The following is a 14750-nucleotide window of genomic DNA, read 5'->3' as shown; positions in this document are numbered from 1 at the left end:
CTGTACTGCCCAGGGAGGTTGTTTGATCTGGCTTCCCTGATGTGACGAGAACCTCCCGGCAGAGTGGAGCTGCTACCGCATCCGCTCTGAACCAGGAGGTTCTCGTGTCTCACGCTAACGCGGCGCTCACCCCGCGCCAAAGGCTCCGTCTTGCACAGAAGATCGTCGACGAGGAGTGGACGGTCGCCGCGGCGGCGGACTACTTCCGTGTCTCCTGGCCCACCGCCGCGAAATGGGCGCGACGCTACGTAGAGCTCGGTGAAGCGGGGATGGCCGACCGGTCCTCGCGCCCGCATGCGCATCCGAACAAGACCCCGACGCACCGTGTGAAGAAGATCGTGCACCTGCGGATCCGCAAGCGCCTGGGGCCGGTCCAGATCGCCGACCGCGTCGGGATGCCGGCCTCGACCGTCCACGCGGTGCTGAAACGGTGTCGACTGAACCGGCTCTCGCATGTCGATGTGAAGACCGGGGAACCCGCCCGCCGGTACGAGCACGACAAGCCCGGCGCGCTGATCCATGTCGACGTGAAGAAGCTCGGCAACATCCCCGACGGCGGCGGCTGGCGCTACGTCGGACGGTCCCAAGGCGACCGCAACCGAGCAGTCACGGCCAAGCGCACCGGAAAGCGAGGCATCGCCGGCGACATGGTCACCGGCACCGCCTACGTCCACACCGTCATCGACGACCACTCCCGCGTCGCTTACGCCGAGATCCACGACGACGAACGCGCCGAGACCGCGATCGGCGTCCTGCAACGGGCCGTGTCCTGGTTCGCCGACCGCGGCGTCCGCGTCGAACGGGTCCTCTCGGACAACGGCCCCGCCTACCGCTCCCACGCCTGGCGACGCGTCTGCGCCGAGCTCGCCATCACACCCAAGCGCACACGTCCTTACCGTCCGCAGACGAACGGGAAGATCGAGCGATTCCATCGCACTATGGCCGACGGTTGGGCCTACGTGAAGCACTACAACAGCGAATCAGCCCGCCGCGCAGCCCTGCCCGCCTGGCTGCACTTCTACAATCACCACGGGCCCCACACTGCGATCGGGAAGCTCCCGCCCATCAGCCGGATCTCAAACAACCTGCCTGGGCAGTACACCTAGCGGACGAGCAGCCGAATGCGCTCGTCCAGTCCCGCGGCGTCAAGCGCGTATCGAGCAAGCAGTCCTGAGTACGTACCGGTGACGATGTGCTCATGCGGCAACCCGATGGCGTGCACGGGAATTCCCGAGGATGCCAGAGCCTCGCCAACGGCCGCGGAGAGACCGCCGCGGGTGTAGTGCTCCTCGACAGTGATGACTCGTCCGGTGCGATGAGCGGACGCGCGGATAAGCGCCGCGTCAACAGGTTCGACAGTTGGCATCCCGATGAGGTCCACATCGATGCCGTCGTCCGCGAGCCGTTGCACCGCGACCACGACCTCCGGGGTGATGGTCCCCGTCGTGACGACCGTTGCGCGAGACCCTTCCCGAATCATCCGCCCTTCCCCGATGGTGAACGGTGCCTGTGGGAACAGATCGGGGATCGATGGGCCCCCGATGCGCATGTACACGGGCCCGTCGTGCTCAATCATCGCCTTCGCTGCCTCCCGGATCTCTCCGGGGTCCTGGGGTGAGAGGACGACGACACCGGGAAGCATGCGGATGATTGCATAGTCTTCGAGGGAGTAGTGTGTGGGCCCGAGGTCGGAGTAAGTGATCCCTCCGTTGCGACCGACGATCTTGACGTTCTGACCCATGTACGCGATGTCATTGCGGAATGCTTCGTAGTTCCGGTTGGTGACAAACGCTGCGATGGCCGCGAAGACGGGGATCTTGCCGGTCGACGCGAGACCTGCGGCGACGCCCGTCGTTCCGTGCTCCTGAATGCCGAACTCATAGTAGCGGTCGGGGAAGCGCTCGCGGAATGAGCCGAACCCCGACGACAGCCCGCTGTCGGCGGAGAGGACGACGACACGGTCATCGTCCGCAGCGAGGTCGGTCACTGCTTGCCCGAAGGTCTTTCGCGGATCGATAAGAGTAAGCGTCTCAGCAGCCATGGTCGTTCCATTCGCGCAGGTTGTCGATGCGGGCGTGCACTTCACGTTCGGCTCGGTCGAGCTCCTCGACCGTCGGCTTCCAGTAGTGCGAGGCAAGGGTTCCCTCCAGGAAGCTGATGCCCTTCGCCTTCGTCGTGCGAGCAACGACAACGGTCGGCCGGCCCTTTTCGCCATCCGCAACGCTGACAGCGTCGAGGACGGCATCGATATCGTTCCCGTCGATGGTGACGGTATTCCACCCGAACGCCGCGAACTTGTCGGCAATCGGCTCCATGTTCATGACTTCAGCGGTCGGCCCGGAAATCTGCAGATCGTTGACATCGACGAAAGCGACGAGGTTGTCGAGTCGGTGGTGCGCAGCAATCGACGCCCCTTCCCAGTTCGCCCCCTCGGGGAGCTCACCGTCCCCAAGGATGGTGAAAACCCGTCCTCCGTTGCTCGCGGCACGGAGGCCCAGTGCCATCCCTGCAGCAATCGACAGCCCGTGACCCAGGGCACCCGTATTCGCTTCGATGCCCGGAAGCTTGTGAAGGTCGGGGTGACCGCCGAGTTTGCTGCCGACAGAGCCGTACGTGTCGAACAGCGCCTCCTCGAAGTAACCGCGACGCCCGAGAACTGCGTACTGCGCCATTGCTTTGTGGCCCGCGGACAGCAGGAACCGGTCGCGATTCGGGTCCTTCGCGGCTTGCGGGTTGACGCGCATGGTCGCGAAATACAAGGCGGTCACGATGTCGATGCACGAGAGCGCCCCGCCGAGGTGGCCAGAACCGCCTGCCCGCACCATCCGCAGGACGTTGAGGCGTGCGAGCTCCGCCTCGATCTGCAGCGGGATGGCATTCATACGCGAGTGTTCTCGGTTTCGTAGTCGTACAGAGCGACGAGCTTCGGCGCACTCCGCTCGTTCTCCACGTACGACACCGACAGGTACTCGCGAACGAGTCGCTTGACCGACTCGACGCCGGTGACCTGAGCTCCGAAAGCGACCATGTTGGCGTCGTTGCTTAGCTGTGCACGCTCGGCCTGGTACGCATCCGTGAGCAGGGCGCAGTATGCGCCGGGAACCTTATTCGCCGAGATGGAGACCCCGATGCCGGTGCCACACATCACGACACCACGCTCGACCTCCTTCGCCGCGACGCTTTCCGCCACCGCAATGGCCGTCTTCGGATATAGGGGGTCGTCGGAGCCGAAATCGCGAACCTCGTGGCCGAGCTCGCGAAGGTAATCAGCGACGGCATCCTTGAGGGTTGTTGCGTTCGGGTCGCAGCCAATTCCAATCAACATGCATGTCTCCTATCTATACCTGTATAGGCTTGTATATCTGAGGATAGACCGAATCGACGTAAGATGGAAGATCGGACTGGATGGTCCGCCCATCGAACTGGGAGACAGCATGGCCAGAGATGCCCACCCCACACCGCTCGATAGTGCGGACGTTATTCTCTCCGACCTCGACGGAGTCGTGTACCGCGGCGCAGCACCCATACCGCATGCCATCACCGCTCTGAACTCGGCGCGAGAAAGTAAGACGGTGGGGTTCCTGACGAACAACGCCTCCCGGCTGCCGGCGGACGTAGCCGAACAGCTGACGACAATGGGACTGCACGCCGACGCGGATGATGTCGTCACCTCGCCTCAGGCGACGCTGCTGCTCCTATCGAATGTGGTTGAGCCGGGGGCGCCGCTGTTGGCCGTCGGCGGTCCGGGGTTGACGATGGTGCTCGAAGGGGCGGGGTACCGACTTGTTCGCACGGCGGACGAGCACCCCGACGCGGTCGTCCAAGGTTTCTCACAACACGTGAGCTGGACTGACCTGGCCGAAGCTACTTACGCTCTCGCCTCCGGGATCCCGTGGGTCGCCACAAACCTCGACACCGCCCTCCCGCTCGAGCGCGGACTGGCGCCTGGCAACGGAGCACTCGTCGCTGCCATCCGCGCTGTCGTCAACCGCGAACCTCTCGCTGCCGGAAAGCCCGAGACGGCGCTCTTCGACGCCGCCCGCGAGCGATTCCCCGGCTCCCGATGGCTGTTCATCGGCGACAGGATCGACACAGACATCAGAGGCGCAAGACGATCCGAGATGAGTAGCGCTCTCGTCCTCACCGGCATCAGCCGGCCACGCGATGTCTTCGCTGCACCCCCCGATGCACGCCCCGACTTCATCTTGCGCGACCTGCGCGATCTCACCCTGCCGTACCCCTCCACCCGGCTCACGCGCAACGACCAGTTCCTGACATCGACCGTCTCCAACGCGGTGGTCGCGGCTGAAGGACAACGTGTTCGCCTCGTCACGCCAGGAAACGAGCCGATGAATGTCATCCGAGCCACAGCCGCTCTCATCTGGGAATATGCCGCAGCATTCGACAGCCTCAAGCTCGACACCGAGCTCCACGACGTCATCACCGCGGCCCTCGACTGACGGCCGGTACGTCCCTCATCAGCACCTGCCGACCTCCTGCTCTGCGAAGATCCGCAACAGCACAACATCCCCCTCGCCGGAGGGCTGACGTCGGTTACAGCGCGGGAGAGTGCTCCGTCGCCCGTCGGATGGGCGGCGTTTGCTGGATGAGTAGACGGAAGGGGAACTCATGGCTAGGACGGCAGTTGCCCCGAGTTCGTGGATTTCGACCCGATGGTCTACGACATCACATGATGGCAGTGGCTTTCGCACCGGAGCGCTCCATCACCACGTGCCCCACACCGCTGACACGTACGTGTCAATCAGCGATCCGGCTCAAAATGCGGACATCGACTCGGGCTAGGGCGTGTCTGACAAAGGTTTGGTCCATGCGATGACGGTGTTGAGGACGACGGCGGCGCGGTAGATAACGGCGAGTTTGTCGTAGCGGGTGGCGAGGCCTCGCCATTGCTTGATGCGGCAGTAGCCGCGCTCGATGACGTTCCGGTTCCGGTAGTCGGCGGCGTCGAGACCGACGGGTCTGCCGCCGCGTGAGCCGCGACGTTTGCGGTGTCCTTTCTGATCGTCGGGCTCGGGAATCACGGCTTTGATGCCTCGGCCTCGAAGGTGAGAACGGATCGCGCGGGATGAGTACGCTTTTTCGCCCCGCACCGCGTCCGGACGGGTGCGGGGCCGGCCCGTTTCGCGCCCGACCCGCAGATGTCCCATCAGCGGCAGGAACATCGGAGAGTCCCCGGCCTGCCCTGGCGTGACCAGAGTGACCAGAGGCAGCCCATTGCCATCGACGAGCTGATGGATCTTCGTCGACAGGCCACCCCTGGAGCGGCCGATGCCGTGATCAGGCGGCTCGACCTGCAGATTCTTGTAACTCGATCCAGCCCCCTGTGAGGCGGGTGATGCTCGTTGCGTGCTGATGCGCACGAGCAATCGTGGAGTCCACCGACAGCGACCAATCAATCAGGCCCGCCGCGTCTGCTGCTGCCGTGATCATCGCCGCTACCCGATCCCACGTCCCGTCGAACGCCATCCGCCGATGCCACGTCCACACCGTCTGCCACGGCCCGAACACCGGCGGCAGATCCCGCCATGCGAGGCCAGTCCGGTACCGGTAGACGATGCCCTCGACCATCGTCCGCGCATCCGAGAACTTCCGACCCGGACGCCCCGTCGGACGTGGCAGCATCGGCTCGATCAGCGACCACTGAGCATCCGAAAGCATCCGAAAACGAGACATGCTTTCAGGCTCGCAGCCAGCCACCCGAACCTTTGTCAGACACGCCCTAGGTGCTCCCCGGCGAGAGCTCGCTGGACTAGCCGCGCATGTTCTGCGGACAACGGGAACTGGATCTCATCGCCGTCTGGGAAGTTCTCATCCCCGGCACTGACGCTGAGGAGGAAATCACCTCCCGGTTCTCGCAGCACGACGAGCATGCCACTCGTCAGTGAAGGCTCTCCGTCGATCGTGCTCACCGGCCAGGTCAGCGCGATTCGAATGAGTTCGTTGCTCGCCAAGATGCAGCTCGATTCTTGTTGTACCTACTTGTCAGTCAGGCTACCGAGCCGACCCGCGATCCAGAGTGGTCGCCGTGCGCCGATATGGTGCACACATGAAGCACCTGCACTATGGCTCGATCGTTATCGCCATCTCAGATCAGTTGGCCTCGACCTTCCAAACAGCAGCGCACGACTTCATGGTCGCGGGCCGCTCGGCAGTCTGGCCAGTCTCGGGCTATCGCGATGATCGGGATGAAATCTCGATTCAGCTGGCGGTCGGTCCTGGGATCGCGTTTGCGATCACCGACACTTGGCTCCCCGACGAGCGCGAACCTTCAAGACATGATGCGGACTCGATCGCTTACATAGATGGCGAGCACGAAGCCCTCGAGAAGGAGCAGTTGAGCGAGGCAGTCCGAAACGTGCTGGTGTATGGCCGGTTCGACAGGCGTTCAACGATTGATGGCGGAAGCTGGCGGTTCAGCGGGCATCCAGCCGTCACGGACGCACACGATCCTCAAGCCGCCGTGAGCTCCCTCAATCGCGAGGGAGTCGACGTCGTAAGCGTGACTGAAAGCGGCGCCCCGGGCGACTCAGCTTGGTCGAACTTCTACATCGTGGGGCGGTACGTCGACACTCCGCTGTGAGGCACGGCGCGTTTCCGCCTCGAAAAGACGCGATACCTACGGTGGATTTCAGGGCATCACGAGAGCAGCTCGACAAGGTCAGGGTCAGCGCAACACGCAGCGTTCGCGAGCATCTGCCAAACGTGATGAGTTTCTAGTCAGCACCCACGCAGTGCCGCCAGGCTGTGAAGGCGCGCCACCCGCGTCGAGCGGATGCATCATTTGCAGCTTCGTTAGCCCGGCGGATGGGACATAGGGTGCTGGGTCAGCATGTGGCGTAGGTGCGCAACCAGGGCAGCGGGTCGGTTGCGGAGGTGCCATTTTGGAGGACTTCGAAGTGCAGGTGGGCTCCGAACGAACGACCGGTATCGCCGGTTCGGCCGATGTATTGGCCGACGCTGACCGTGTCGCCGGCCTCGACCTGCCGTGAGTCGTATTCCATGTGGGCGTAGCGGCTGGAGACAGCTTGGCCGTCGACAATGTGATCGATGACGATGGTGACTCCATATGCGCCGCCACTATCTGTGGCCACGCTGATGACCCCATCGGCGATTGCTTGAACGTGGGCGCCGGCCCCGGGGATGAAGTCGGTTCCCTCGTGTAGTCGGCCGTTACGCATCCCGAAGCCGTAGGTCATCGGCACGCCAACTGCGTAAGGCCATTGCACCGCGCAGTCCGGATTATTGGTGAAGAGCGCGCTGGAGTAGTTGGTGATGCCGACCGTTCCGGCAAGGTCTACGAGGGTGGCTGTGGAGTAGCCGTCTCGACTGACGACGGGGCTCGGTTGCGTCTGGGCGGGTGTGACATAGGCCTGAATGTCTCCGCCGGGTACGCCGTCATCGGTGATGCTCGTGGGGGTGACGTGTTCGTGGGGCAGCGCTTCGGCGTCAACGGTCATCCCGATGGTCATCAGGGCCACGAGACCCAACACGTGTGCGGAGAAAAACACGGCCCGGGTGCGAGAGTGCGCGGCGCCCTTCCGGGATTCGGCCGGCCGCGGGCTGGGTTCGGACGACGGTGGAGATGTGGGGGGCTCGGGTGCGGCTGGCGCTTTTGGTGTGAAGGAGAACAGGCGTGCCGCGTCATCGAACGGGTCTACCGGCCGCTCTGCATCATGGCGACGGTGCGTGGTCGCCCCCGTTTCGGTGGATGTCTGGGTTCGAACGCGGGCTTGGCGTCGCGTCAAGAAGGGTTCGGGCTGTGAGGCCGTGCCGGTCTGGGCGATGGTGGGTGTGGGGGTACGCAAGGGTGGAGTCTTTCGGGTGGGGGTGTTAGCCGGGCAGCAGGGTGAGTCCGCTGTCGTCGACGACGAGGATGTCGCCGGTATCGGTGACGGTGATTGCCTGCGCGGCTCGATGTACGGTTCCGACGTTGAGCCACTGGGTGGCGCCGGCGGTGCTGATCCAGATGGTGCCGTTGTTGTCGACGCCGATCAGTCGCTGGTTGTCGGGGGAAGAAGCGATCGGGTACAGGGTGGGCGCGTCGGGCAGCGGAACGAACGATCTGCCCCCGTCCGTGCTGACCTGCGGTCCTTGTTGCGTGCTGGCCACGATGCGACCCGTGGCGTCGACGGCAAGACCGAACACGAGGAGACCGGCACCGGTAGGAGTCCACGTGGCGCCGAGGTCCGCACTCGTCAGCAGCACGTTGTTATCCGTCGCCTTCCCATAAAGGGTCCCGTCAGGTCCGGCCGCCAGGACATGGAAGTCCTTCTCGCCGGTGAACGCGACCGGATCCCAGGTGACGCCGCCGTCTGGACTGCGGATGATACCCAGGTTTCCTTCGCCCAGCTCGATCGGGGTGCGAGCACCGGGGTGGCCGGACGCGATGAGCTCCCCACCTACTGCGGTGAGACCCATCGCGTCCAGGTCATCCCGCCCGACACGGGTACCGAGCTGACCATCCGCGGAGGCGGTGTAGAGGCCGTCGTGCGTGCCGAGCAGAAAGCCGTCACCGCCCGGGGCGGGCACAATGGCGTGCACATGCGGCATCACGTCCGCATGGTCGGTGCCGGTGGAAGGCGGAACGGGCGCAGCACAGCCCGTGAGAGACAGAGTGAAAAGCGCGACAAGGCTCGCTGTCGCGCGCAGGTGAATGCGCATATACGCACCCCTTCGAGTCCAGGGTGAGAGACACCCGCGATGGGTGCCCCTCACCGGGTGCGTTAGAGCTGTGCGAGCAACTCCTGCATGGTGGCGATCTCCGCGGTCTGCGTCTCGACGATCGTCTGCGCCAAGGCGACCGCATCCGCGTTCTGGCCGTTGTCGACCTCGTCTTGCGCCATTGTGATGGCACCTTCGTGGTGCATCGTCATCTGCTCGAGGAACAGGCGGGACGCCTCGGCGCCGGTCGCCGCGTCGAGGGATTGCATGTCCTCGTCGCTCATCATCCCGCCACCGTGGTCCATGCCGTCCATGGACTCGGTGTCGCCGTCCGCGCCCCACTCGTCCAGCCATCCCTGCAGCTGCTCGATCTCAGGCTGCTGAGCAGCTTTGATCTCGTCGGCCAGGGCGAGGACGCTCTCGTCGATGCCGTCTTTAGCGAGGATCATGTCGGCCATCTCGACGGCTTGCTGGTGATGCGGGATCATCATCTGCGCGAACATCACATCCGCGTCATTGAAATCCGCCATCGGCTCAGACGACGCGGAGCTGCTGCCGTGATCCATTCCCGGCATGGACTCCGAGCCGGATCCGGTCCCACCAGCGCAGCCGGCAAGAGTGAGGGCGGTGGCCAGGGCCAGTGCGGCGGTCGCCGCGGAACGAATTCTCATCAGGGTTCTCCAAAAGGGGTACGTGAAAGGGAGCGCCGGTCAAGTGACCACGCGCATGTGCGAAGGAGCCACGGCGGGTGCCGCGGCTGCACGCATCACGTACGACTAATGCAGAGAGCCGTTAGAGAGGGCGGGTGAGAACCCGCGCCGCCGGGCGGTGCAGCCACGAGCGGTCCCGGGCGCGGGAACAGGGCGAGCCAGCGTTGCGCGTCGCGTGGCCGTGCCAGCAGCAGCACGATGGCCAGGAGAGCGAGCACGCACGCCATCGCGAGCATGTTGGAGTGGCCCGTCCCGCAGTCCGCGCACGGCTCCTCTGCCGCGGTGGCAGGGTGGGAGTCACCGGCCGCAGCGCTGGACGTGTCGGCGGTCAGGGTGGTGTGGTGACCGGTCTCGACCGCGGTGTGGGTGTTGAGGGAGTGCATGGCCAACAGGCCGACGATGACCGCGCCGGTGAGAGCGATCAGCAGCAGCAGCGTGCGCGCCATCGAGCGGCCGGCACGCGCGTGGTGCGTCAAAGCGATCAGTGACATGTCACCTCCCTCGTCCTCCCACGGTACGTCACCCCGCTCAGTTGCGGCGAATGACGGCTTCCGGGCTGAGCTCCAGCCGTCGCAGCAGCTGAGCGTTGAGGGCGACCACGATCGTGGACAGGGACATCAGGATCGCGCCCACCGACATCGGCAGGACGAACCCGATCGGGGCGAGCACCCCCGCGGCCAGGGGGACGGAGATGAGGTTGTAGCCGGCGGCCCACCACAGGTTCTGCGTCATCTTCCGGTAGCTGGCCCGGGACAGTTCGATCACCGAGACCACGGAGCGGGGGTCGTCGCTTGCGAGGATGACCCCGGCGGAGGCGATCGCTACATCGGTGCCGGCACCAATCGCGATACCGACGTCGGCCTGGGCGAGGGCGGGGGCATCGTTCACCCCGTCGCCGACCATCGCTACCTTCCGGCCCTCGCTCTGCAGCTGCTTCACTTTGGAGGCTTTGTCCTCCGGGCGGACCCCGGCGAAGAACCGGTCGATGCCGAGTTCGGCGGCGACGGACGCGGCGACCGCTTCGGCGTCCCCGGTGATCATGACCACCTGCACCCCGCGCCCTTGCAGCGCGGTGACCGCGTCCCGTGACTCGGCACGGATCTCGTCCGCGAGCCGCAGCGCACCCGCCACGGTCCCGTCGACCAGGACGTGCAGGATGATCGCGCCCTCGTCGCGCCACTCGTCGGCGACGGCCAACTCGGTCGCTCCTTCTTGCTCGAGCAGGTACGGGCCGCCCACCTGCACGGTCCGCCCGTCCACGAGCGCGCGGACGCCCACAGCGGGTGAGGACTCGAAATCGGTGGCGCGAGGGACGGTGAGCTGCCTCTGTGTCGCGGCGTTCACGATCGCCCGGGCGAGCGGGTGTTCGGAGTCCGTTTCGGCGGCGGCGGCCAGAGCAAGCAGAGCGTCGGGGTCGGTGCCGTCGATCGGGGTGATGGCGGTGACGGCAGGGGTGCCTTTGGTGAGGGTGCCGGTCTTGTCGAACAGCACCGTGTTGACGGTGCGCATGCTCTCCAACGCCAGCCGGTCCTTGACCAGGACGCCGGCGCGGGCGGCGCGCTCGGTGGCGATGGACACCACCAGCGGGATCGCCAACCCCAGTGCGTGCGGGCACGCGATCACCAACACGGTGATGGTCCGAACGACCGCATCGTCGGGGAACCCCAGCAGGGTCCACACGATCGCGGTGATCGCGGCGGCGCCCAGCGCGAACCAGAACAACCACCCCGCGGCGCGGTCCGCGAGCCGTTGCGCCCGAGAGGAGGAGTTCTGCGCTTCGGTGACGAGCTTCTGAATCCCGGCGAGGGCAGTGTCCTCACCGACCGCGGTGATCTCCACCCGGACCCCGGAATCGGTGGCAACCGTCCCGGCGATCACCGGGTCCCCGTCGCCGCGGCGTACCGGGCGGGACTCGCCGGTGATCATCGACTCATCCATGCTGGCCGAGCCCTGCACGATCCGACCGTCCGCGGGCACCCGCCCGCCGGGGCGGACCACCACCACATCCCCGACCTGCAAGTCGGCAGGGGCGACGGTGACGGTGCTGTCGCCGTCGACCTTCTCGGCCTCGTCGGGGAGGAGGGCGGCGAGGGAATCCAGGGCAGAGGTGGTTTGGGCGAGGGAGCGCATCTCGATCCAGTGGCCCAGGAGCATGATGACGATGAGCAGCGCCAGCTCCCACCAGAAGTCCAGCTCGTGATCCAGCAGCCCGAGGCTGGCTCCCCAGGATGCGACGAACGCGACCGTGATGGCCAGGGCGATCAGCAGCATCATCCCGGGCTTGCGGGCGCGGAGCTCACTGCCAGCGCCGGTGAGGAACGGGGCACCACCCCACACGTACATGACCGTTCCGAGAACCGGAGACACCCACCCCACCCATGCCGCATCCGGCAGCGGGTACCCGATGATCATCGCGAACATCATCGAGAACCCGACGACCGGAACCGCGAGGACCAGCATGATCCAGAACAATCGGCGGAACCGGGCCACGTGGTCGCCGTGCCCCGCGTGGCCGCCCTGGTCGGCGTGACCCTGGGCGGAGTGCCCGGCGGCGGGAGCCTTCTCGTCGTGGGTCATCGCCCCGTGCTCGTGCTCACCACGTGTCGTGGACGCGTGATCGTTGCCCATCGCCTCCTGGCCGTGGCCGGCGTGCGGGTCGGGGGTGGTGACGGGAGTGTGCTGCGGGTCGGGATGGCTCATGATGAGTTCCTTCACTTTTCTCGCCCGCGGAAGCGCGGGTGCACGATGTCAGACCGGTTCGGGAATGAGGGTGTGCGCGGCGGCGATGGTCGATGGGGAGGGTGCGGGTGCGAACCGCCGCAGGCGGAGGCTGTTGGTGACGACGAAGACGGACGAGAACGCCATCGCCGCCCCGGCGACGAGTGGATTGAGCAGCCCGAGCATGGCGATCGGGATGGCCGCGACGTTGTATGCGAACGCCCAGAACAGGTTCCCCTTGATGGTTCTCAGGGTGCGGCGGGCCAGGCGGATCGCGTCGGCGACGACGAGCAGGTCGCCGGAGACGACGGTGATGTCGCTGGCTGCAATCGCCGCGTCCGTGCCACCGCCCATCGCCAAACCCAGGTCGGCGGCCGCGAGAGCAGCGGCATCGTTGACCCCATCTCCGACCATCGCGACGACTCGACCCTCGCTCTGCAGCCGGCGGATGATGTCGAGCTTCCCGGCGGGCGTGACACCGGCGTGGACCTCGTCGATACCGACCGTGGAGGCGATCTGCGCGGCGGCACCGGCGTTGTCGCCGGTGAGCAGCACCGGACGCAGCCCGAGCACCCGGAATCGGCGGATCGCCTCAGCACTGGAGGGCTTGACCGTGTCGGCCACGGCGATCGCTCCCAGGTACTCACCGTCGCGGGCAACCATGACGACGGTCGCCCCGGTGGTGGCGAGTGCCTCCGCATGCGTGTCCGCGTCGACTGGCGGGCGGATTCCCCACTGCTCCTGCACCCAGGACGGACGGCCCGCCACAATGAGGCATCCGTCGACCACTCCCTGCACTCCGAATCCTGCGTGCGATGCGAAGGCTTCTGCGAGCGGCACCGCGGGCGCGGCGGTGACGATGGCGCGGGCGACGGGATGCTCGGACCCGGCCTCGACGGCGGCGGCAGCGCGCAGGAGCTCGTCGCGCGTGATCCCGGGAGCCGGGAGGACGTCGGTGGCCGCCATGCGACCGGTGGTGACGGTGCCGGTCTTGTCCAGCACGATGGTGTCCACCTTGCGGGTCTGCTCCAGCACCTGGGGTCCGCGGATGAGGATGCCCATCTGCGAGCCACGGCCGGTACCCACCAGCAAGGCCGTCGGCGTTGCCAGTCCGAGAGCGCAGGGGCAGGCGATGATCAGCGTGGCGACGGCCGCGGTGAACGCCAGCTCGACCGAGCCGCCTGCGAGCAGCCATCCGGCGAACGCGGCGACAGCGAGCACGATGACGACGGGAACGAAGATGGCGGAGACCCGGTCGGCAAGGCGCTGCACCTGCGCCTTCCCGGTCTGGGCCTCCTCCATCAGGCGACGCATCCGCGCCAGTTCTGTGTCGGCACCGACGCGCGTGATCTCGACCGTCAGGCGCCCACCGACGTTGACGGTGGCCCCGACCACACGCGACCCTGTGGTGACTTCGACGGGAATGGACTCCCCGGTGAGCATGCTGGCATCGATGGCGGAGGACCCGTCGGTGACCAGCCCATCCGAGGGGATCTTCTCGCCGGGGCGGACCAGGACGAGATCGCCGACCGCGAGCTGCGACACCGGAACAGCCTGTTCGATGCCGTTGACCAATTTCGTGGCGTTCTTCGCGCCCAACTCCAGCAGCGCCCGCAGCGCCTCGGAGGAAGACTTCTTCGCGCGCGCTTCGGCATACCGGCCGGCGAGGATGAACACCGTCACCAGTGCGGCGACCTCGAGGTAGATCTCGTGGCCTCCGGCTTGCGGGGTGCCGATGAGGGTGAAGGTCATCGTCATCCCGGCCATTCCGGCGCCACCGAAGAACAGGGCGTACAGTGACCACCCGAACGCGGCGATCACTCCCAGGCTGATCAGCGTGTCCATCGTCGCGGCCCCGTGCCGGGCGTTGACCGCCGTGGCGCGGTGGAACGGCCACGCCCCCCACACCGCGACCGGTGCGGTCAGGGTGAGGGCGAGCCACTGCCAGTAGGTGAACTGCAGTGCCGGAATCATCGACAGCACTGCGACAGGCAGTGCCAGGGCGGCGCTGATCAGCAGTCGACGACGCAGCGCCACCAGCTCGGCATCCTCCGGCGGCTTCGCCTCGCTGTCAGTCATGCTCGCGGCGGGCGGCGCCGGGAGCGCGGCCTGATAGCCGGCCGATTCCACTGCGGAGATGAGGTCTGCGGTGTCGACGTCGGTTCCGCGGACGCGTGCCTTCTCGGTGGCGTAGTTCACCGTGGCTTCCACACCGGGAAGCCTGTTCAGCTTGCGTTCGATTCGGGTGGCGCACGATGCGCACGTCATCCCGGTGATTTCGAGCTCGACGTCGACGTTGCTCATGCGGGACTGCTCACCAGGGTGTAGCCGGCGTCCTCGACGGCGGCCTGCACGGCCTCGGCATGGATCGGGGTGGCACTGCGGATCGTCACCCGCGACGCGCCACCGGCGTTCAGATCGACGGATACGTTGTGAACGCCATCGATGCCGGTGAGTTCCTCGGTGACGCTCATCACACAGTGGGAGCAGGTCATGCCGGAGACCAGGACCTCTTCAGTCACGGTGGCCGGGGTGGGCACCTCGGCCGCGGCGGGGGTGGATGCGGTGGCACAGCACGAGCAGGCCGCCGCTGAGTCAGTCAGGCCAAGGTCGGTGCGGTCGTTCGCGGTCATTTTGAGT

General features: G+C 66.1%; 14 protein-coding genes. 3 read left to right on the top strand and 11 right to left on the bottom strand.

All coding sequences use genetic code 11. The features are described 5' to 3' along the window. Positions 1–104 precede the first annotated feature (104 nt). Entirely contained in the window at positions 105–1106 is a 1002-nt protein-coding gene (locus ABTU82_RS15670) for an IS481 family transposase (protein WP_042540845.1), read from the top strand. Here the strand turns inward: ABTU82_RS15670 and ABTU82_RS15665 are convergent. The 3 genes from ABTU82_RS15665 to ABTU82_RS15655 are packed head-to-tail and all read right to left on the bottom strand — an operon-like array spanning position 1103 to position 3325. Next, positions 1103–2041 (bottom strand): transketolase family protein, encoded by a 939-nt coding sequence (locus ABTU82_RS15665; RefSeq protein WP_042540843.1) that lies wholly within the window; start codon positions 2039–2041, stop codon positions 1103–1105. The genes ABTU82_RS15670 and ABTU82_RS15665 overlap by 4 nt on opposite strands. After that, the gene (locus ABTU82_RS15660; RefSeq protein WP_042540841.1) at positions 2031–2882 is read right to left on the bottom strand and encodes a transketolase; all 852 of its coding nucleotides are present in this window, start codon (positions 2880–2882) and stop codon (positions 2031–2033) included. The genes ABTU82_RS15665 and ABTU82_RS15660 overlap by 11 nt, the downstream gene beginning before the upstream one ends. Then, a complete protein-coding gene (locus ABTU82_RS15655) occupies positions 2879–3325 on the bottom strand; it encodes an RpiB/LacA/LacB family sugar-phosphate isomerase (protein WP_042540839.1) in 447 nt (148 codons plus the stop codon). Before ABTU82_RS15655 ends, ABTU82_RS15660 begins: the two co-directional genes overlap by 4 nt. Here ABTU82_RS15655 and ABTU82_RS15650 point away from each other — a divergent pair. Then, positions 3324–4460 (top strand): HAD-IIA family hydrolase, encoded by a 1137-nt coding sequence (locus tag ABTU82_RS15650; protein ID WP_231567546.1) that lies wholly within the window; start codon positions 3324–3326, stop codon positions 4458–4460. The two genes, ABTU82_RS15655 and ABTU82_RS15650, sit on opposite strands and share 2 nt — an antisense overlap. A gap of 339 nt (positions 4461–4799) precedes the next feature. On the opposite strand, the gene ABTU82_RS15645 is transcribed toward ABTU82_RS15650, so the two are convergent. Then, positions 4800–5694, bottom strand: a protein-coding gene (locus ABTU82_RS15645; protein ID WP_156145918.1) for an IS5 family transposase whose coding sequence is annotated in 2 segments (ribosomal slippage) — positions 4800–5342 and positions 5344–5694 — 894 coding nt in all. Because the reading frame shifts where the segments join, the coding sequence is not laid out codon by codon here. Positions 5695–6067: 373 nt separating this feature from the next. Between ABTU82_RS15645 and ABTU82_RS15640 the strand changes: the two genes are divergently transcribed. Then, positions 6068–6601, top strand: a complete 534-nt coding sequence (locus ABTU82_RS15640; protein ID WP_407174149.1) for a hypothetical protein — start codon at positions 6068–6070, stop codon at positions 6599–6601. 244 nt (positions 6602–6845) lie between these two features. On the opposite strand, the gene ABTU82_RS15635 is transcribed toward ABTU82_RS15640, so the two are convergent. From ABTU82_RS15635 to ABTU82_RS15605, 7 genes are all read right to left on the bottom strand, one after another. Next, entirely contained in the window at positions 6846–7478 is a 633-nt protein-coding gene (locus tag ABTU82_RS15635; protein ID WP_407174147.1) for a M23 family metallopeptidase, read from the bottom strand. A 373-nt stretch (positions 7479–7851) separates the two neighbouring features. Continuing rightward, the gene (locus ABTU82_RS15630) at positions 7852–8571 is read right to left on the bottom strand and encodes a F510_1955 family glycosylhydrolase (protein ID WP_407174181.1); all 720 of its coding nucleotides are present in this window, start codon (positions 8569–8571) and stop codon (positions 7852–7854) included. Positions 8572–8744: 173 nt separating this feature from the next. Continuing rightward, positions 8745–9353: a DUF305 domain-containing protein gene (locus tag ABTU82_RS15625; protein ID WP_407174145.1), complete on the bottom strand. Its 609-nt coding sequence runs from the start codon at positions 9351–9353 to the stop codon at positions 8745–8747. A gap of 95 nt (positions 9354–9448) precedes the next feature. Next, positions 9449–9883 (bottom strand): DUF6153 family protein, encoded by a 435-nt coding sequence (locus ABTU82_RS15620; protein WP_407174143.1) that lies wholly within the window; start codon positions 9881–9883, stop codon positions 9449–9451. A 37-nt stretch (positions 9884–9920) separates the two neighbouring features. After that, entirely contained in the window at positions 9921–12092 is a 2172-nt protein-coding gene (locus ABTU82_RS15615; RefSeq protein WP_407174141.1) for a heavy metal translocating P-type ATPase, read from the bottom strand. Between the two features lie 48 nt (positions 12093–12140). Further along, on the bottom strand, positions 12141–14414 hold the full coding sequence (locus ABTU82_RS15610) for a heavy metal translocating P-type ATPase (protein ID WP_407174139.1): 2274 nt from the start codon (positions 14412–14414) through the stop codon (positions 12141–12143). Further along, positions 14411–14743 (bottom strand): heavy-metal-associated domain-containing protein, encoded by a 333-nt coding sequence (locus ABTU82_RS15605; RefSeq protein ID WP_407174137.1) that lies wholly within the window; start codon positions 14741–14743, stop codon positions 14411–14413. The genes ABTU82_RS15610 and ABTU82_RS15605 overlap by 4 nt, the downstream gene beginning before the upstream one ends. Between the last annotated feature and the right edge of the window lie 7 nt (positions 14744–14750).

Origin of the sequence: Microbacterium deferens (assembly GCF_045517775.1) — a bacterium.
Classification (GTDB): Bacteria; Actinomycetota; Actinomycetes; order Actinomycetales; family Microbacteriaceae; genus Microbacterium.
This window is presented reverse-complemented; position numbering and strand designations above follow the sequence as displayed.

Excerpts from the sequence above, each read along its gene's own strand:
- ABTU82_RS15665 (WP_042540843.1), bottom strand. The coding sequence starts at position 2,041 with ATGGCTGCTGAGACGCTTACTCTTATCGATCCGCGAAAGACCTTCGGG.
- ABTU82_RS15660 (WP_042540841.1), bottom strand. The coding sequence starts at position 2,882 with ATGAATGCCATCCCGCTGCAGATCGAGGCGGAGCTCGCACGCCTCAAC.
- ABTU82_RS15650 (WP_231567546.1), top strand. The coding sequence starts at position 3,324 with ATGCATGTCTCCTATCTATACCTGTATAGGCTTGTATATCTGAGGATA.
- ABTU82_RS15655 (WP_042540839.1), bottom strand. The coding sequence starts at position 3,325 with ATGTTGATTGGAATTGGCTGCGACCCGAACGCAACAACCCTCAAGGAT.
- ABTU82_RS15640 (WP_407174149.1), top strand. The coding sequence starts at position 6,068 with ATGAAGCACCTGCACTATGGCTCGATCGTTATCGCCATCTCAGATCAG.
- ABTU82_RS15635 (WP_407174147.1), bottom strand. The coding sequence starts at position 7,478 with ATGACCGTTGACGCCGAAGCGCTGCCCCACGAACACGTCACCCCCACG.
- ABTU82_RS15630 (WP_407174181.1), bottom strand. The coding sequence starts at position 8,571 with ATGCCGCATGTGCACGCCATTGTGCCCGCCCCGGGCGGTGACGGCTTT.
- ABTU82_RS15625 (WP_407174145.1), bottom strand. The coding sequence starts at position 9,353 with ATGAGAATTCGTTCCGCGGCGACCGCCGCACTGGCCCTGGCCACCGCC.
- ABTU82_RS15620 (WP_407174143.1), bottom strand. The coding sequence starts at position 9,883 with ATGTCACTGATCGCTTTGACGCACCACGCGCGTGCCGGCCGCTCGATG.
- ABTU82_RS15615 (WP_407174141.1), bottom strand. The coding sequence starts at position 12,092 with ATGAGCCATCCCGACCCGCAGCACACTCCCGTCACCACCCCCGACCCG.
- ABTU82_RS15610 (WP_407174139.1), bottom strand. The coding sequence starts at position 14,414 with ATGAGCAACGTCGACGTCGAGCTCGAAATCACCGGGATGACGTGCGCA.
- ABTU82_RS15605 (WP_407174137.1), bottom strand. The coding sequence starts at position 14,743 with ATGACCGCGAACGACCGCACCGACCTTGGCCTGACTGACTCAGCGGCG.